The sequence below is a fragment of the Gluconobacter kondonii genome, assembly GCF_002723995.1.
GTDB lineage: Bacteria > Pseudomonadota > Alphaproteobacteria > Acetobacterales > Acetobacteraceae > Gluconobacter > Gluconobacter kondonii.
This window is the reverse complement of the sequence record NZ_BEWP01000002.1, coordinates 138,883-154,750: the sequence shown is the minus strand read 5'-3', so window position 1 is coordinate 154,750 and position 15,868 is coordinate 138,883. Positions and strand designations below refer to the sequence as shown.

Annotated in this window: 19 protein-coding genes and 2 tRNA genes; 14 read left to right on the top strand and 7 right to left on the bottom strand. The window is 60.1% G+C overall.

Features of this window, described 5'->3' with window-relative positions; all coding sequences use genetic code 11:
* The first annotated feature begins 9 nt into the window (after positions 1 to 9).
* The 4 genes from GKO01_RS03200 to GKO01_RS03185 are packed head-to-tail and all read left to right on the top strand — an operon-like array spanning position 10 to position 2,266.
* A complete protein-coding gene (locus GKO01_RS03200) occupies positions 10 to 573 on the top strand; it encodes a NifU family protein (protein ID WP_099285862.1) in 564 nt (187 codons plus the stop codon).
* A gap of 3 nt (positions 574 to 576) precedes the next feature.
* Positions 577 to 1,197, top strand: a complete 621-nt coding sequence (locus GKO01_RS03195; RefSeq protein ID WP_099285716.1) for a malonic semialdehyde reductase — start codon at positions 577 to 579, stop codon at positions 1,195 to 1,197.
* A complete protein-coding gene (tsaB, locus tag GKO01_RS03190; protein WP_099285715.1) occupies positions 1,194 to 1,826 on the top strand; it encodes a tRNA (adenosine(37)-N6)-threonylcarbamoyltransferase complex dimerization subunit type 1 TsaB in 633 nt (210 codons plus the stop codon). The genes GKO01_RS03195 and tsaB overlap by 4 nt, the downstream gene beginning before the upstream one ends.
* On the top strand, positions 1,823 to 2,266 hold the full coding sequence (locus GKO01_RS03185) for a GNAT family N-acetyltransferase (RefSeq protein WP_244901302.1): 444 nt from the start codon (positions 1,823 to 1,825) through the stop codon (positions 2,264 to 2,266). The genes tsaB and GKO01_RS03185 overlap by 4 nt, the downstream gene beginning before the upstream one ends.
* On the opposite strand, the gene GKO01_RS03180 is transcribed toward GKO01_RS03185, so the two are convergent.
* Entirely contained in the window at positions 2,253 to 2,495 is a 243-nt protein-coding gene (locus GKO01_RS03180) for a sulfurtransferase TusA family protein (RefSeq protein WP_082790718.1), read from the bottom strand. The two genes, GKO01_RS03185 and GKO01_RS03180, sit on opposite strands and share 14 nt — an antisense overlap.
* Before the next feature lie 89 nt (positions 2,496 to 2,584).
* On the opposite strand from GKO01_RS03180, the gene GKO01_RS03175 reads away from it, so the two are divergent.
* The 5 genes from GKO01_RS03175 (at position 2,585) to GKO01_RS03155 (ending at position 6,789) form a co-directional block, all read left to right on the top strand.
* Positions 2,585 to 2,992, top strand: a complete 408-nt coding sequence (locus GKO01_RS03175; RefSeq protein WP_062029993.1) for a MucR family transcriptional regulator — start codon at positions 2,585 to 2,587, stop codon at positions 2,990 to 2,992.
* A 105-nt stretch (positions 2,993 to 3,097) separates the two neighbouring features.
* Complete coding sequence (locus tag GKO01_RS03170; RefSeq protein WP_099285713.1) at positions 3,098 to 3,631, top strand: Fur family transcriptional regulator; 534 nt, start codon at positions 3,098 to 3,100, stop codon at positions 3,629 to 3,631.
* 71 nt (positions 3,632 to 3,702) lie between these two features.
* Positions 3,703 to 4,533 carry a GNAT family N-acetyltransferase gene (locus tag GKO01_RS03165; RefSeq protein WP_174694226.1) on the top strand — a complete coding sequence of 277 codons (831 nt, stop codon included), beginning with the start codon at positions 3,703 to 3,705 and terminating at the stop codon, positions 4,531 to 4,533.
* Between the two features lie 76 nt (positions 4,534 to 4,609).
* Positions 4,610 to 6,124: an apolipoprotein N-acyltransferase gene (gene lnt / locus GKO01_RS03160; RefSeq protein ID WP_099285711.1), complete on the top strand. Its 1,515-nt coding sequence runs from the start codon at positions 4,610 to 4,612 to the stop codon at positions 6,122 to 6,124.
* A gap of 32 nt (positions 6,125 to 6,156) precedes the next feature.
* Positions 6,157 to 6,789: a helix-turn-helix domain-containing protein gene (locus GKO01_RS03155; protein ID WP_099285710.1), complete on the top strand. Its 633-nt coding sequence runs from the start codon at positions 6,157 to 6,159 to the stop codon at positions 6,787 to 6,789.
* A gap of 12 nt (positions 6,790 to 6,801) precedes the next feature.
* Here the strand turns inward: GKO01_RS03155 and GKO01_RS03150 are convergent, their stop codons facing one another.
* Positions 6,802 to 7,464, bottom strand: coding sequence for a protein-tyrosine phosphatase family protein (locus GKO01_RS03150; protein ID WP_099285709.1), 663 nt, complete (start codon positions 7,462 to 7,464; stop codon positions 6,802 to 6,804).
* Between GKO01_RS03150 and GKO01_RS03145 the strand changes: the two genes are divergently transcribed.
* Both GKO01_RS03145 and GKO01_RS03140 read left to right on the top strand, forming a co-directional pair.
* Complete coding sequence (locus tag GKO01_RS03145) at positions 7,463 to 7,939, top strand: hypothetical protein (protein ID WP_244901301.1); 477 nt, start codon at positions 7,463 to 7,465, stop codon at positions 7,937 to 7,939. The genes GKO01_RS03150 and GKO01_RS03145 overlap by 2 nt on opposite strands.
* Positions 7,940 to 8,039: 100 nt before the next feature.
* Positions 8,040 to 9,608, top strand: a complete 1,569-nt coding sequence (locus tag GKO01_RS03140) for a globin-coupled sensor protein (RefSeq protein ID WP_099285708.1) — start codon at positions 8,040 to 8,042, stop codon at positions 9,606 to 9,608.
* A gap of 28 nt (positions 9,609 to 9,636) precedes the next feature.
* On the opposite strand, the gene GKO01_RS03135 is transcribed toward GKO01_RS03140, so the two are convergent.
* From GKO01_RS03135 to GKO01_RS03125, 3 genes are read right to left on the bottom strand one after another with little or no spacing between them, the layout of a single operon-like run.
* Positions 9,637 to 9,816, bottom strand: coding sequence for a Trm112 family protein (locus GKO01_RS03135; protein WP_099285707.1), 180 nt, complete (start codon positions 9,814 to 9,816; stop codon positions 9,637 to 9,639).
* A gap of 2 nt (positions 9,817 to 9,818) precedes the next feature.
* Positions 9,819 to 10,505: an LON peptidase substrate-binding domain-containing protein gene (locus tag GKO01_RS03130; RefSeq protein ID WP_099285706.1), complete on the bottom strand. Its 687-nt coding sequence runs from the start codon at positions 10,503 to 10,505 to the stop codon at positions 9,819 to 9,821.
* A gap of 4 nt (positions 10,506 to 10,509) precedes the next feature.
* Positions 10,510 to 11,463, bottom strand: a complete 954-nt coding sequence (locus GKO01_RS03125; protein WP_099285705.1) for a thioredoxin family protein — start codon at positions 11,461 to 11,463, stop codon at positions 10,510 to 10,512.
* 172 nt (positions 11,464 to 11,635) lie between these two features.
* On the opposite strand from GKO01_RS03125, the gene GKO01_RS03120 reads away from it, so the two are divergent.
* The 3 genes from GKO01_RS03120 (at position 11,636) to GKO01_RS03110 (ending at position 13,482) form a co-directional block, all read left to right on the top strand.
* A tRNA-Gly gene (locus GKO01_RS03120) sits at positions 11,636 to 11,710 on the top strand.
* Positions 11,711 to 11,834: 124 nt separating this feature from the next.
* A tRNA-Gly gene (locus GKO01_RS03115) sits at positions 11,835 to 11,909 on the top strand.
* A gap of 166 nt (positions 11,910 to 12,075) precedes the next feature.
* Positions 12,076 to 13,482, top strand: a complete 1,407-nt coding sequence (locus GKO01_RS03110) for an FAD/NAD(P)-binding protein (RefSeq protein ID WP_099285704.1) — start codon at positions 12,076 to 12,078, stop codon at positions 13,480 to 13,482.
* On the opposite strand, the gene GKO01_RS03105 is transcribed toward GKO01_RS03110, so the two are convergent.
* Entirely contained in the window at positions 13,457 to 15,043 is a 1,587-nt protein-coding gene (locus GKO01_RS03105; RefSeq protein WP_099285703.1) for a carbohydrate porin, read from the bottom strand. The genes GKO01_RS03110 and GKO01_RS03105 overlap by 26 nt on opposite strands.
* Positions 15,044 to 15,265: 222 nt before the next feature.
* Entirely contained in the window at positions 15,266 to 15,787 is a 522-nt protein-coding gene (ppa, locus tag GKO01_RS03100; protein ID WP_062030065.1) for an inorganic diphosphatase, read from the bottom strand.
* Positions 15,788 to 15,868: the final 81 nt, after the last annotated feature.

The window sequence follows — 15,868 nt, the reverse complement described above, 5'->3', positions numbered from 1 at the left end:
ATGACCACGATGTTCATCGAGACCGAAGACACCCCCAATCCCGCTACCCTGAAATTCCTGCCCGGCCGCAGCGTGACCGGCGATGCCCGTCCCGTCGATTTCGGCGATGCCGATGTCGCTGCCGGACGCTCCGAACTGGCGACCGCACTGTTCGAACAGCCGAATGTGCGCCGCGTCTTCCTTGGTGGCGATTTCGTTTCCGTCACGAAGTCCGACGACATCAGCTGGGGCGACCTCAAGCCCGTCGTGCTCGGCACGATCACGACGTTCTTTGAAAGCGGCCGCCCGGTTCTTTCGGGAACACAGTCCGCTCCCGAACATGATGTTGCTCCCGAAGACGCCGAAGTCGTCAGCCGCATTCAGGACCTGCTTGACACCCGTGTGCGCCCTGCCGTGGCCGGTGACGGCGGGGACATCGCGTTCCGTGGCTACAAGGACGGCGTGGTCTATCTGGCCATGCAGGGCGCCTGCTCCGGCTGCCCGTCTTCGCGTGCGACCCTGAAGCACGGCGTCGAGAATATGCTGCGGCATTATGTTCCCGAAGTCGCTTCGGTCGAACAGGTCGAGGACTGAACCATGGACGGCCAGACAGCCCCTGATTGCGCACCGGTTCCGGGCGCGGAAGCCCTGTTCACGCAGGCCCGGACGCCGCGCAGCTTCTCGCCGCGCCCGGTCGGGGAGGATGTCCTGCGCCGTCTGTACGATCTGGTGAAGCTGGGGCCGACCTCCGGCAACTGCTCGCCGGGTCGCTTCGTTTTCCTGACGACACAGGACGCCCGCGAGCGCATCCGCCCCGCGCTATCGCCGGGAAACGTATCTCGCGCCATGGCGGCCCCGGTTCTGGCCGTCGTGTGCCATGATCCGCTGTTTTTTGAAGCGCTGCCCCGTCTGAACCCGCAGGAGGGTCTGCGCGACTGGTTCGCCGCCGATGTGGGCCTGTCTGACGAAACGGCCTTTCGCAACGGCACGCTCGAAGGTGCCTATTTCATCATGGCCGCCCGGATGTTGGGCCTGTCCGCCATGCCGATGTCCGGCTTTGACTGTTTCATGGTCGAAGACACGCTGCTGAACGCCACCGGCTGGCGCGTGAACTTCCTTGTCGGGCTTGGCTATCCGGCGGAAAACGAACCTGCCCCCGACCATGCCGAGCCGCGTGCGCCCCGTCTGGACTTCGGAGAAGCCTGTCTGTGTCTGTGACGGGGTCTTCACGGACGGTCGTTTTCAATGGAGCCGGGGCAGGGGCAGGTCTGACCAGTCTGGTGGCTCTGGTTGAGGACGGTCGGGTTATCGCGGAAAAATTGATGGCCGGGCGCGGCGCTTCCGAGCATTTCGCTCCCGCCATTCGCGATCTTTTGGCACAGAACGACTGGACCACGGCCCCTGATCGCGTTGTGGCTGTCCTTGGTCCGGGATCCTTCACCGGACTGCGCTCGTCCCTGTCACTGGCCGCAGGTCTGGCGGCAGGCTGGAACTGTCCCACGATCGGCGTCACGCTCGGTGCAGCCATCCGCGCCACCCTCAGCAGTCCGGATGCTGTCTGCGTCAGCATCGCGCGTCGGGGACGGGTGTTCGTGGACCCGCCGCACGGCCCCGTCACCGCCAGCCAGACCGTCGATCTCGACCCTGCAGATTGGGCCTGTGTGACGGGCGATGCCGTGTCCGAAAAATCGGACTGGCCGTGTCCTGTGCTGTCCTGCGAGGCCCCGACCGCTCTGGGCATCGTTCAGGCCGCAGAGAGCGTTTCTCCCGGCCCCCTCATGCCGCTTTACGTCGATCCGCCCGAAGCCAAACCGCCCGCAGCCGGTCTGAGACCCTTGCCCCTGTGAGCAGTCCGGGACAGGCGTTTGAACTGCGGACGATGGGGATCGAATGTGCGCCGCTTCTGGCGGAGCTTCATGAAGCCGCATTTCATAGCGGAGAAGTCTGGAGTGCGGCGTCCTTTATTGATTTACTATCCATGCAGGGAACGGAAGCCGTCATTGCACTGATCGACAATATTCCTGCCGGTTTCATTCTCTCGCGGACAGTTCTGGATGAAACGGAAATCCTGACACTTGCCGTTCATCCATATTTTCGCCGCAGATGTGTCGGAAGGTCTTTGGTGCAGGCCATTCTGCCCAAAGGACAAGTATTTCTAGAAGTAGCAGTCTGTAACAATCCGGCCATTGCGCTGTATGAAGCTTGCGGTTTTGTAAAAGCTGGCCTGCGCCGCGGCTATTACAGGGACGGAAGTGACGCGCATGTCCTTGTTTCTAACGCCTTTTGATACTCAGACAGTAAAGATCCGCTCTGTCTGAAACAGGGGAATCAGCTAGAATTGTATGCCCCAGTGCCTGCACTGATGCCCTGACGTTCTTTCGTGTTTCTGTTCCATAGAGCCACACATCAAGTTCCTGACCGGAAGTCATGGCATCGAGTTTGGCCCGCACATATACAGTCGTCATGGGGCACTTTTTCTCCGTTATATCTATGAAGAATATTTCATTTTCTGTCACGGGCCCGTTTCTTTCTTTTTATGCTTGAACGTAGCAATTCATGACTGCTACATGCTCACTCTCTCAAGGATGAAGGACTTAAATTTATCATGTCGCAAGAGACAAATGCTCCCGAACTGCATCAGCTGACCGCGCAGATTGTTACGGCCTATGTATCAAACAACGATATTCCGGCTGACGCTCTCCCGGCCCTGATCCGGTCCGTCCATGACTCTCTTGCAACGGTGAACGTTCCGGAAGAGGCTCCTGCCGAGAAGCTGGTCCCGGCCGTTTCGCCGCGCAAGTCGGTTTTCCCGGACTACATCATCTGCCTTGAAGACGGAAAGAAGCTGAAGCTCCTGCGCCGTCACCTCAAGACAGCCTACAACATGACGCCGCAGGAATATCGCGAGCGCTGGGGCCTGCCGCCGGAATACCCGATGGTTGCTCCGAACTACGCGAACCACCGTTCCTCGCTGGCCCGCAAGATCGGCCTTGGCCGTCGTCGCGAAGACTGAGAGCCTCTTTTCCCTGTCGCCGGTTTCTTCATCCCGGCGACAGGGAAAATCCCGACAGGCTCCATAAAGTGGACAACACGCCTGTTTTTCGGCTAGGCCGCAGATATGGTCGCAGATACGAAAACCGCTGAGAGACGCAGCAGCCCCGGGAATCGGAAGGCCTCCTCTTCCCCCGTGCCGGATGATTCGCACATTGCCCGCCTGTGTGTGGAAAGCGGTCTGAAAATGACCGGCCAGAGACGTGTCATCGCACATGTCCTGTCCATTGCTGACGATCATCCCGACGTCGAAGAACTCTATCGCCGTGCCTCCGAGATCGACAGCCGCATCTCCGTGGCGACCGTCTATCGCACGGTGCGTCTCCTTGAGGAGAAAGGCATTCTCGAACGTCGCGATTTCGGCGGCGGACGGGCACGCTACGAAGCCAGCGACAGCGGCAACCATTACCACCTGATTGACGTCGATAGCGGCCGTGTCATCGAGTTCGAGGACGACGAACCGGTTCGTCTTCTGGAGCAGCTGGCCCAGCGTTTGGGATTTGACCTCGTCTCCCATCGCATCGAGCTGTTCGGCCGTCGTGCCGAGCCCGAAAACAGGAAAAAATCTTCTCCCGAAAACAGGAACAAGAGCGGATCATGACCACCAAACTGGATGGCCCCCCCATTTCCGCTCCGCATACGCTGGTCAGCAGCGAAGAAACCCTGCGTCAGATGGAGACGCTCTCTACCCTGTCTCTGAACCGCGAAGGCGGGTTTCAGGAACTGCGTGGTGGCACGCTGGGTGTGCGCATCGCCGAGACGGAGGAGGAGCGCGACGCCGCTCAGGCCCTGCGCTATCGCGTCTTCTTTGAAGAACTCGGTGCCCATCCTGACGAGCGCGCCTTCCGCACCAAGCGTGACGTCGATGAATTTGACGAAGCTGCCGATCACCTTCTGGTTATTGACCATGACAAGGGCCCGGGTGCAGCCGGTGTTGTTGGAACCTATCGTCTGCTGCGTTCCGATGCTGCGGAGAAGGTCGGGCGTTTTTACACGTCTTCCGAATACGACATCTCGACCCTGACGGAATTTCCCGGACGTCTGCTCGAAGTTGGTCGCTCCTGCGTGGCGAAGGAATATCGCGGCCGTTCCGCCATGCAGCTCCTGTGGCGCGGTATTGCGTCTTACATCTTCCTGCACCGGATCGACGTGCTGTTCGGGTGCGGCAGTCTGCCGGGAACCGACCCGGATGCTCTGGCCGACCAGCTCACCTACATGCACCACAACCATCTGGCTCCCCCGGCCTTGCGTATTCGCGCGCTGCCGGACCGTTATGTGGAAATGCAGCGCACCGATCCGCATGTGCTGGACTACCGCGCCTGCCTCAACAAGCTCCCGCCGTTGATTAAGGGCTATCTGCGTCTGGGCGGTTATGTCGGCGATGGTGCCGTGGTGGACGAGCAGTTCAACACCACAGATGTCGCTGTTCTGGTGAAGAGTGAGCTTCTGGCGGACAAGTATTACCGCCATTACGAACGCCGCCTCCGCGACGCCCTCGACTGACAGCCTTCCCGCAGCCGGATCTTTAGGGTCCGGCTGTTTTCTATTTCAGCCCCTTCGTCAGCCGGACGGTTTTCCCATGATTTCGACGCTCCCTGTCCGCGGCTGGCGGCTCGCCGGACTGATGCTGCTTGCCGGAGCGCTCGCAGCCCTGTCCCTGCCTCCGGTCCATTTCTTGTTCCTGCTGCCTATGGGGCTGATGGTCCTGTATCGCGTGTCGGAAGATGCGCGCTCATGGAAACAGGCGGCATGGTGCGGTTTTCTGTTCGGCATGGGCTTCCACACGGTCGGGCTTTACTGGCTGACGAACGCGATCCTGACGCGCGTCCACGAATTCTGGTGGATCGTGCCGTTTGCGTCCCCCGGCGTTGCCCTGCTGATCGCCCCCTTCATCTGCGTTCCGGCGGTTCTGTGCCGCGTGGTGCCGCCCGGATGGCGACGGGTGCTGATGTTCGCCGGAAGCTGGACCGTCATGGACATGGGGCGCGTCTTCATGTTCTCGGGTTTTCCTTGGAACCCGCTCGGCAGCGACCTTGAAGTGCCGGGTCTCGCTGGAGATGTTCTGATCCAGCCTGCCGCCGTACTTGGCGTGGATGGGCTGTCGCTGGCGCTCGTGCTCGGCTCGCTCGCTCTGTTCCGTGGCAGACGTGCGGCGTTGGCGGTACTGGTCGTCTCAGTGCTGTGGGTCGGTGCGGGTGCATGGCGACTGTCCACTGCAACGCCCCTGAATATCACCAATCCCCGGGCCGTTCTGGTGCAGGGCAACGTGCCGGAAGCGGAAGTCATCAGCCATGCGGATGCAGTCGGCAATTTCCGCCGCTATTTGAGCCTGACCGCACAGGGCGCGCAGAAAGCCTATGCGCAGGGCGGTCGGTCGCCTGTGGTGATCTGGCCGGAATCCGGTTTCCCCGGCCTTTTGGACGAAGATACGCTGGCCCGACAGATGATCGCCCGGGCGGCAGACGGCGCCCCGGCTCTGGTCGGCTCGGACCGCCAGTCCGGCAAGGACTGGTTCAACAGCCTGATCGCGGTCGCTCCCGATGGCAGCATTGCGGCCATTTACGATAAGAGTCGTCTGGTGCCGTTCGGCGAATACCAGCCGTGGATCCTGCCGTTCAACGTCCTGCCCGGCGTTCTGACACCGGGACCGGGCCTGAAGACATGGGACCTGCCGGGTCTGGGACGCGTGGGGCCGATGGTCTGCTACGAGATTATTTTCTCCGGTTCTGTTACGGCTCGCAACGACCGTCCGGACTGGCTGGTGACGATTTCAAACGACGCCTGGTATGGCAACAGCGCCGGTCCGCGCCAACATCTCGCTACCGGGCGGATGCGGGCCGTGGAAGAGGGGCTTCCGGTTGTTTTTGCTAACAATACCGGGATTTCCGCCATCTATGATGCAACCGGACATGAAACCGCCCGTTTGGGTTGGGGACTGGCTGATGTTCTGGTCAGTGATATCCCGTCACCACTTCCCCCGACGGTTTTCTCCCGTTTCGGGCGTGCAACGCCTTTGACGCTTTCGATCCTGTGCATGGTACTTGCCCTGCTTCCTGCGCGTCGGAAACAGTACGGACAGGGTGTAAAAGGTTAATATTGACAATCTGTGGTTGTCTAATTAACCATTTGGAAGTGTCAGAAAAAGAGCCTTCTTCCACGGATCGCAGCCGCTCCGAACCACGCAGTTCCGCTGCGGCTGGGCCGGTCGATGTCCATGTTGGCAACCGGATCAGGCTGCGTCGCACCCTCTTGGGACTGTCGCAGGAAAAACTGGGCGAAGCTCTCGGCCTGACATTCCAGCAGATCCAGAAATACGAACGCGGTGCAAACCGCGTGGGCGCCAGCCGTCTTTACGATCTGTCGCAGGTGCTGGATGTGCCGATCGGCTTCTTTTTCGATGATATGCAGGAGTCGCAGGACACACGCGCCTCTGCGCCCTCAGCCACGCCCCGGCAGTTCTCGGAATCCGTTCCGGCATTCAGTTCGGCTTTTGGCCAGCCTCAGCCCGCTCAGGCGCCCGTTATGGGATTTGCTGAAACGCAGTCTGCATTCGGTGCCCCTCCGTCCCGGACGGCTCCTCCGCGCGCGCCATTGCCGCCCCGTCTGTTCGATCTGCCTGTGGATGAGGCGGCCCTGTTCAGCCGCCGTGAGACGGTTGATCTGGTGCGGTCCTATTACCGCATTCCCGACCCAGCGGTCCGTAAACGGATGCTGGACCTGATCCGCTCCCTCGGCCCGGCAGACCCGAAAGCGGACTAACCGCTGGGGCTTTTATTCCCGGCGCAGAATGCTGTCATTCACGAAAGACGCCAGCTTTCCAGCTTTGAAATCGGCGCGCAGACGATCTTCGTCATATTCATCTCGCACCCAGTCCATGAACGGCAGACGTCCCTCGGCTTCTTTCTGGTAGCGCAGGAAAAACGCATCCAGGATCCCGGTGCGGGAGCTGTTGAAATGCCCGAACCGCCAGTGCAACTGCCCCAGAGCATCCTGAGCTGTGCCGCCCTCGAACATCAACACCAACCCCGACGCCAGACCTGCGCGGTCCGCTCCGGATTTGCAGTGCATGAGCATGGGAAAAGCCAGCGTCTGGTACATGTCGTAAAACCGCAGGATACGGTCACGATGCGGCGCGCCCCGGCTTTCGAAGGCCATGTCCAGATGCGTCAGACCTAATTTTGCGCTGGCCCCGCGTGACAGCGCATCGGAGCCGCATTTGCGATGTCCGCGCAGGTTCACGAGCGTCTTCAGATGAAGCCGCCGCTTCAGGCTCCGTAACCGCGAGGGCGTCGGGTGATTGCAGCGCCAGACCTTGCCCGGCACAACGGGGGCGAGATTGGTCCAGCCGAGCCGGAAGATGGAGTGATCCACGAACAGACTGTCCCACCAGGCGCGCCGCCGTGTGGCGGGGGTCGTGATCCGGCCTTCGAACATGGTAAATGCATCCTTGCTGGACAGGCCGCTGATCGCGGCGGGAACGCGCTGTGTCCCATCCCGCAAAGGGATGCGTCAACCGCTGAAAAGTGCTATATTGCCTGCCATGCGTTTCGTCTCTTCCCTCTTTATGCTGTCGTTTCTTGCCATGACAGGCTGCGGCTCCATGCTCAGCGGGCCATCCCCGGACATGGCCCCCCTTCCGCCGCCGGGTGCAGGCCCGGGTCACGGATCGCATGCTCATGGCAGCGCCCGTCACCGTCAGGGAAGCGGCGTGTCCTATGCCGACGATGCGCCGGTTATGCCCATGCCGCCGGGTGCGGAAAGTCCGGCAGCGCCTTCCCATGACACCAGCAGCGGCCCATCCTCTGGTGGGATGTCCTTTGGCGGGCAGGGCGGAAGCGTCGATATCGCGCCGCATCCGGCAACACCTGATACTGAGGTGTCCTACGGTCAGAACAATACACCGAACTGATCGGGAATCCGTCGGGGTTTCTTCATGATTGCGTAACTCTTGGCGTGTTAGGGGCTTTGCCTTGAATAAGCGCCAAATCCACGCTCTGGAGACTCCGACTATGACTGAGCAGGTCAAGGCAGACATTGCCGAACGACTGCTTTTTCTTGGCATCGGCGCGGCTGAGAAAGCCCATCTGGCCAGAATCCGACCGCAGGCCCTGAGCGTTCTGGGGGCTGCGCTGGACCATTTTTATGGCCGGATTCTCAAAACCCCGGCCCTGAACAAGTTCTTTTCCAGCGAACAGCACCGTAACGGCGCGCGCAGTCAGCAGGAAAAGCACTGGAAGCAGATTCTCGAAGGTGATTTTGGTGCCGATTACGTCGCGAGCACCCGTGCGATCGGCAATACGCATGCCCGGATCGGTCTTAAACCCCAGTGGTATGTCGGGGCATATGCCCTCCTGATCGAAGGTATGGTCACGGGGTTGGTCCGCAAGTATTGGCCCGAACCACGCCGCAGCTTTCTGGATCGTCTTCTGCGTCGTCCGGCGCAGGAAAACTCCGCTGAAGAGGTCGCTTCTCAGATCGGGCTTCTGATCCGCTGTGGTCTACTCGATATGGAACTCGGTCTGGAAACCTACACTCAGAATCTGGACGTGCAGGAACGGTCGCGTGCGGAAAACGAACGGATCCAGAGCCTCGCTGCCCTGTCGGATGCGCTGGCTGATGCGTTGGATCGCATGGCAGGCGGCGATCTGGTCCAGCAGATTGATCCTGCGCTGGAAAACGGCTCAAGCCGTATGGGAGGTGCGTTTCATCGTGCCTGCGAAGGGCTCGGGCGTATCGTCCATGCCGTTCGCGAAACCTCAGGGGCCGTGGAACAGAGAGCCCGCGAAATCAGCGGCTCCACGGAAGACATCACGGGCCGTATCGCCGAACAGGTTGATGCGCTGGCGGCAGTCGCGCGCAATATTGCGGAGTTGACGTCTTCGGTGAAGGCTGTGGCCGAAGAAGCCCGCCAAGCGGATACGACCGTGGCCGATTGCTGTCAGGAAACCGAACAGGGGCGTGAAATCGTCGGCAAGACCGTCGAGGCGATGGCCAAGATTTCGTCATCCTCCAACCGAATCGTCCAGATCATCGGCGTCATTGACGAAATCGCGTTCCAGACCAATCTTCTGGCGCTCAATGCGGGTGTGGAAGCTGCGCATGCCGGAGATGCAGGACGTGGTTTTGCCGTCGTCGCACAGGAAATCCGGGCGCTGGCGCAGCGCTCCGCCACAGCGGCCAAGGAAATCAAGTCGCTGATCGCCAGTAGCATGCAGGATGTGCAGCGCGGAGTGCAGATGGTCGATGAAACCGGTACGGCCCTTGGCAATATCAGCACGTCGGTTGAACGTCTGGGAACCGCTGTGGGGCAGATCGCTTCCGGTGCCGAAGCGCAGGCCCAGCGCATTATGGACATCAACGCCAGCACGACACAGCTTGAAGGCGTGACCAAGAGTAACGCCGCGATCGTCCATCAGACCAGCAGCGCCAGCCAGAAACTGGTCGGCGATGCCGGGGAACTGACGCGCGTTGTGCGAAACTTCAAGGTCCGTAAAGCTCAGCCCGGCCCGTTAAAGCGTGGAGGAGTATCCTCCGCGCCGAAAGTGCCACCCCAGAACGGCATCAGGGAAAGGGCCTGATTTCAGGCCCAGTGATCAGGCCCAGAAATTAGGCGTCAATCGAACGGGCTTCGTCTGCCAGCATAACCGGAATGCCGTCGCGGATCGGGAAGGCGAGCTTGGCCCGGGGGCTGATCAGCTCCTGGGTCTCGCGGTCATAGGTCAGCGGCCCCTTGGTCAGCGGGCAGACCAGAAGGGAGAGGAGGCGGGGATCGAGTTCAGTCGTCATGACTATTCCATGCCCCTCTCAAGCAGATCCAGCAAGAGCCCGGCGCGCTCGTCCAACGTCATGGCTTCCAGCAGGGACTGCTTTTCCACTGGTGTGAACGGTACAAGCATCGGCAGGACAACCAGCAGCGTCTCATCGTCCATATCCTCAATCAGCGGCCAGCTTGCCTGAAGGTCGCGGGACTCGAGATAGGTTTTCAGACCCTCCAGCAGCAGGTCGCGATTGATCGGCATCGGATCTTCTTCGACCAGATCGGCGGCGAATGGGGTGGCATCAATGATTCCTTCGCGCCATCCGTGCTCGGTCGGGGTTTCGCGGATCAGACGGAAGCGGGAAATTCCCAGCAGGGTGACAGTGAAGGTTCCGTCCGCATGTTCGGCAAATTCTGTGATGCGGCCCAGCGTTCCGGTCCGATAGAGCAGGGGGTGCTCGTCCGTATCGGGGTCCATGAGGGGTTGGATGACGCCGATCATCCGGCGTCCGGCCAGCGCGTCCTCCAGCAGCGCCACATAGGGCGCTTCAAAGACCAGCAGCGGCAAATGGCCGCCGGGCAGCAGCAGTGCGCCTGACAACGGAAACAGGCCGACGCGGGGTGGAATATCGGCCAACGTCAGCTCCGTCAGGGGCGGAGCCCGCCGGGGAGGCTCGTTCGGTACGTCGTCAGGCGGGAGATCGGGGGTTTCGGTCATCGGCTCACGAAAACAGAAGGGAAGAGAGTTTGCGTCTTGCGGCCAGCGTAGCAGGGTCCGTATGTCCCCATGCCTCAAAAAAGCGCAGAAGCTCGGTTTTTGCTGCGCCATCGTTCCAATCCCGATCGGCGCGGAGGATGTCCAGCAGCGTATCAGCAGCCTGCGCCCGCTGACCGGCTCCATTGAGAGCGGCGGCCAGTTTAAGGCGCAGATCGAAATTATCGGGTTCTGCGGCGCTTTTCTGGCGTAGTGTGTCGAGTTCCGAGGCGGCTTTGGTGCCTTCTATATGCAACGCTAGTGCAGCGCGGGCCCCCGTGATTTCTGGATGGGTGTCCAGTTTGGCAGGAACCTGCGAGGAGGCATCTTCGGCGGCTTCCGGCTCGTTCAGGGCAATCAGCGCACGGATCATGCCGCCCCAGCCTTCGGGGCTTTCCGGTTCTGCTTCCAGAAGTTGCGAGAACAGACCGGCTGCCTGATCCGCATGGCCGTCTGAGAGCGCCTGACGGGCGGCTGTCAGAATTTCCGTGGCGGGCATGACGTCCCCGGCCAGTTTGAGCAGGGACTCCACGAAACGGCGGATTTCGCTTTCCGGCTGGGCACCCTGAAAAAGATCCAGCACCTGCCCTTTCCAGAACGCCACGACGACGGGAATAGACTGAAGCGGCAGTCCAAGCTGTTCGAGCTGTGCGGCGAGGGCCTTGTTGGCTTCCACGTCCACCTTGACGAGTCTGACCCGCCCTCCGGCTGCGCGGACGACTTTCTCCAGAACGGGCGTCAGTTGTTTGCACGGGCCGCACCACGGCGCCCAGAAATCCACCAGAACCGGAATCGTGCGGCTGGTTTCCACGACATCCGCCATGAAGCTGGACTGATCGGCGTTGATGATGGTGGCGGTTGCGCCTGCCGGGGATGTTGTGGGGGATTGGCCGATCAGATGTTCGTCGAATGTGCTGCTCATTGTGGCGGGAACCGTTCGCTGGGAAGACAAGTTCCCTGAAAGATCGGATGTGTGTGCCTGTGGTGCAAGTCCACACCATGTCGGAGGAGGCGGGGAAGCAGATATTGCATCAGAATCGAAAAATCCCTCTTGCGTGCTTTCTCTGATTCGGTCATAAGCCCCTCCACGGAGTGCGGGTGTAGCTCAGGGGTAGAGCACAACCTTGCCAAGGTTGGGGTCGTGGGTTCGAATCCCATCACCCGCTCCAGTGAAAAAAGGCACCTTCGGGTGCCTTTTTTCGTTTCTGCACTTTGCCGCCAAAGTGATGTCCTGATGACATCTTCTCCTCTTGCGTGCTTTCTCTGATTCGGTCATAAGCCCCTCCACGGAGTGCGGGCGTAGCTCAGGGGTAGAGCACAACCTTGCCAAGGTTGGGGTCGTGGGTTCGAATCCCATCGCCCGCTCCAGACAGTTTCCAGAACAATGAAAAGTATTCCTCCTCCCGGTTTCGAGTGATGGGGTTATGCGTTCTGTGTCCCGGACTTTCCGAGAGCGTCTGTTACGAAACGTCCCGCTCAGTTGCCTGCGTTTCGACCATGCTTCACAGGCGATTCTGTGGAGAAAAACGGTAGTATGTCCCCTTCAGACGGGCCTTTTATTGCCATCATTGGTGGCGGGGCCAGTGGAACACTGCTGGCTTGGAATCTGCGCAGACTGCATGTCCGGGCGCAGATTATCATCATTGATCCTGCGGATCGTCCTGCGGTGGGGTTGGCGTATTCAACGCTTTCTTCATGCCATTTCCTTAATGTTCCTGCTGGTGGCATGAGTGCTGATCCCGGTGATCCGGAGCATTTTCTGCGTTGGCTTCGCAAACATCACGATCCGGACGTCACGTCTGGCCAGTTCATGCAAAGAGCTGTGTTCGGCCGGTACCTGTCCGCTCTGTGGGCGCAGGCACGTCCTGAATGGCGCCAGACGCGTGTTCTGTCCTGTGAGCGGGTTGCGGGGCGGTTGGAATTGACCCTTGAAGATGGGGATGTGCTTCGGGTGGATCAGGTCGTGCTTGCAACCGGCAATTATGGTCCTGCGCCTGTTGCCCGTGTGACATCCGAGCTGGCCCGGAGTGGGCGGTATCATTCGTCGGGTTGGGATAACGGATTTTATGAGCGGGTTGGACCCGAGGATGCCGTCGTTCTGATCGGGACGGGGCTGACATCACTTGATGTGCTGATGCGTCTGCGGGAAAACGGTCATCGCGGCCGGGTTGTGGCATTGTCCCGGCATGGTTGGTGTCCTGAACGTCACGCACCTTCTTTTGCGGCGACAACCGACATTATTCCTGAGGAAACACCTGCGGCGGCGCTGGCCTATTTCCGAGCGTTCCGAAGCAGTCTGGCATGTGGGATCAGCTGGCGCAGTGCAGTGGATGCGCTGCGTCCGCGTATCAATCTGCTGTGGCAGGCACTCGATCTGACGGAGAAAAAGCGTTTCCGGCGGCACCTTCAGCGACGCTGGGATATCGTGCGGCATCGTATTGCGCCTGATGTGGCAGATTTTATGAGCGTCGAACTGGAGAATGGTACGTTGGTCTGTTGGCGGGGGCAGGTGACCCGTCTGGATTTTGAGAGCGCACAAGTGTTTCTGCAGGCGCGCTGTCCGGCGGGGGTATTTACACTGTCAGCCGATCATGTCGTGAATTGTACGGGGCCAAGCCGCTCTTACGATCAGATGCCAGACACTTTTCCTTATGAGCTTTTGCGGACTGGGATGGTGCGTGGAACAGCATTGGGGGGATTGCATTGCCGGGACGATGGTGCGCTGACTGATGCGGGCGGACAGTGTTTCGGAGATCTGTTTGCTCTGGGGCCCATGCGCTGGGGGACGTTATTTGAAACGACGGCCATTCCGGAAATCCGCAGACAGGCAGCAGATCTGGCCGCTCTCCTGACGGAGCGGTGCGGTTATGATGTTCAGGAAGCACCCTGTAACGTGGTGCTTCCTGAAGAGGGCCTCAGAAGAACTGGATATGGCTCTTGAAGCCAAGCATTGCGGCGTCCTTGAGGGCTTTCTGTGCGCCCGGACGGAAATAGTACTGGAAGTCAGGCGCGAAGGTGACGCCGCGCATCACATGGATGCGGTATGTGGCTTCCAGAACTTCGCCGAATGTCTGCGGCGTCAGGGAGCCTGCCATGAGCGGCACGCCATACAGGGCCTGAAGCCGTTCCGTTGCGGTCGCGTTCTTGGAAACGCGGACATAGGAGAAGTTGATACCGATCGTATCCAGCGGGCGTGAGGCCCAGAATCCGGTATCAATCAGGCCCGCGAAATATTGCTGGCCACGAAGCTGGGTGCGCGGGCTGTTGGCGTACATGCCGCCCAGCAGGATCAGGCCGGCATCGGCATTGCCCTTAACGTGATGGCGCAGCACCATCTGATCGGCCAGAACCCAGGCCGACCATGAATAGTTCACGGTCCGGGGGGGCAGGCCGCTGATGACATAGGGCTGTCCGTTCATGTCATAGTAGTTGTCCTTGTGGGGCGCGTTGTCGATGGCGTAGCCAACTTTGTAGTGACCGGGCAGCTTGTCCTTGCCGAACAGCGGTTCCCACCCGGCTTCGACCGGGATTGCTTCGCCGTGGATGTCACCGCCATTGAACTTAAAACCCGTACGGTATTGCACGTTGCCGTAAATTCCGGCCTGCGCGAAATAGACGCCGGTCTGGATGTAGGTGCTGACGGTTGGCCGGGTCCGGGCGCGGAATGCCCAGCCCGCATCCGGGTAGGACGAATGGGTCGTGTTGTCGGACGAGGCTTTCGGGTTTCCGCAGAACGCATTGTTCTGGAAGGTGCAATACAGCGGATTGGACGAGAAATCGTTCAGGAACGGGATACGCCCGGCCGCAAGGTCCACGCGGCCCTTGGCGATTGTCTCTTCGGCATAGGCATAGACGAGATGGACGACCACGTTGCCGCCTGCGCCGTAGATTTCGGAGCTGGGGTTGAGGTTATCGCCAAACATGCGGCTGCCGGGGATACCGTACCGGCCCACGACGAGCGCATGGGTCGAGAAGCCGCGGACATTGGCAAGCTTTTCCCAGTCGATATCGTTCTCAAGACTGTACTGGCCAGCATTGCTGCTGCCCTGTTTCAGACCATAGCCCGGTGTCGGGCTGGTGATGGCACCGGAAAACTCGTTGGTGGTGTCCATCGTTAACGCGATGCCACGGTCGCGCAGCCAGGTATTCCAGCCGAACGGGTTCGTCAGAAGAGCTTCGGGTTGTGGAAGGGGAGGAACCCATTCATTGCCGAAATAGATCTGGTTCAGAGGCGTGTCGACGCGCTCGCTGGGGAGTTCCGAGTTTTCGGACGGCCAGATGACTGGCGGAATTCCCTGCTGCGGGGCTGTGACCTTGATCTGTGTGACTTTTGCGTCCGGGCTATAGGCCTGAAAGGTCGAGAGCGTCCGGTCTGAAGCGGATCCCGTGCCGGGTGTTGAGGAGGTCCCTGAGGTGTTCTGGGTCCCAGCACTCTGGGCCATGACGCAGGACGGAAGAATTGTGGCCAGGCAGAAAGCTGCGTGGAGATGGACTCGAGACAATCCGCTGATTCCTTGGAAAAGCAGGTTAGCTTTCCGAAGGTAACATATATTTACCGGTAAAGAACATAATATAATGTTACTTGTATCATAAATTCCCACAAATATATGTGATATCGAACAAAAACCCCTGCCTCCGGGGGAAGCAGGGGGTTTTGAAAGCGTACCCATCAGGGTGTCCGTCGGGGGCACGCCATGGGCGTTCCTCCGACGGAAGTCAGGAGTTTACTTGGCGGCGGCGACCGAAGCCATGATGACTTCGCCTGCGGCGGCCTTGTCAGCCCAACCCGTGACCTTGACCCACTTGTTGGGTTCCAGATCCTTGTAACGCTCGAAGAAATGCGTGATCGCCTTCTTCGTGATTTCCGGCAGGTCGTCCACGGAATGGACGTTCGTGAACTGCGGATGCACCTTGTCGTGCGGGACGCAGATGATCTTTTCGTCCTGGCCGCTTTCGTCTTCCATCTTCAGCATGCCGATCGGGCGCGCACGGATCACGGCACCCGGCACGACGGCGGACGGCGTCAGGACAAGAGCGTCAGCCGGATCGCCATCGGCGGCCAGCGTGCCCGGAATGAAGCCGTAGGCAGCCGGATAGGCCATCGGCGTGAAGAGGAAGCGGTCAACGACGAGGGCGCCGCTGTCCTTGTCCACTTCGTACTTCACCTGCGATCCCTGCGGGATTTCGATGACGACGTTGATGTCGTTGGGCAGGTCTTTGCCGGGCGAGATCTTGGAAACGTCCATGATGTTCATGTCCTGAACTGTTTGGAGAGGCGGGGATATTACCGGCGCCTGTGGTCCCTGCCCAGAGCGGAAAGGAGGGAA

Excerpts from the sequence above, each read along its gene's own strand:
- GKO01_RS03200 (WP_099285862.1), top strand. The coding sequence starts at position 10 with ATGTTCATCGAGACCGAAGACACCCCCAATCCCGCTACCCTGAAATTC.
- GKO01_RS03195 (WP_099285716.1), top strand. The coding sequence starts at position 577 with ATGGACGGCCAGACAGCCCCTGATTGCGCACCGGTTCCGGGCGCGGAA.
- GKO01_RS03175 (WP_062029993.1), top strand. The coding sequence starts at position 2,585 with ATGTCGCAAGAGACAAATGCTCCCGAACTGCATCAGCTGACCGCGCAG.
- GKO01_RS03170 (WP_099285713.1), top strand. The coding sequence starts at position 3,098 with ATGGTCGCAGATACGAAAACCGCTGAGAGACGCAGCAGCCCCGGGAAT.
- GKO01_RS03165 (WP_174694226.1), top strand. The coding sequence starts at position 3,703 with ATGGAGACGCTCTCTACCCTGTCTCTGAACCGCGAAGGCGGGTTTCAG.
- lnt (WP_099285711.1), top strand. The coding sequence starts at position 4,610 with ATGATTTCGACGCTCCCTGTCCGCGGCTGGCGGCTCGCCGGACTGATG.
- GKO01_RS03145 (WP_244901301.1), top strand. The coding sequence starts at position 7,463 with ATGGTAAATGCATCCTTGCTGGACAGGCCGCTGATCGCGGCGGGAACG.
- GKO01_RS03150 (WP_099285709.1), bottom strand. The coding sequence starts at position 7,464 with ATGTTCGAAGGCCGGATCACGACCCCCGCCACACGGCGGCGCGCCTGG.
- GKO01_RS03140 (WP_099285708.1), top strand. The coding sequence starts at position 8,040 with ATGACTGAGCAGGTCAAGGCAGACATTGCCGAACGACTGCTTTTTCTT.
- GKO01_RS03135 (WP_099285707.1), bottom strand. The coding sequence starts at position 9,816 with ATGACGACTGAACTCGATCCCCGCCTCCTCTCCCTTCTGGTCTGCCCG.
- GKO01_RS03130 (WP_099285706.1), bottom strand. The coding sequence starts at position 10,505 with ATGACCGAAACCCCCGATCTCCCGCCTGACGACGTACCGAACGAGCCT.
- GKO01_RS03125 (WP_099285705.1), bottom strand. The coding sequence starts at position 11,463 with ATGAGCAGCACATTCGACGAACATCTGATCGGCCAATCCCCCACAACA.
- GKO01_RS03110 (WP_099285704.1), top strand. The coding sequence starts at position 12,076 with ATGTCCCCTTCAGACGGGCCTTTTATTGCCATCATTGGTGGCGGGGCC.
- ppa (WP_062030065.1), bottom strand. The coding sequence starts at position 15,787 with ATGGACGTTTCCAAGATCTCGCCCGGCAAAGACCTGCCCAACGACATC.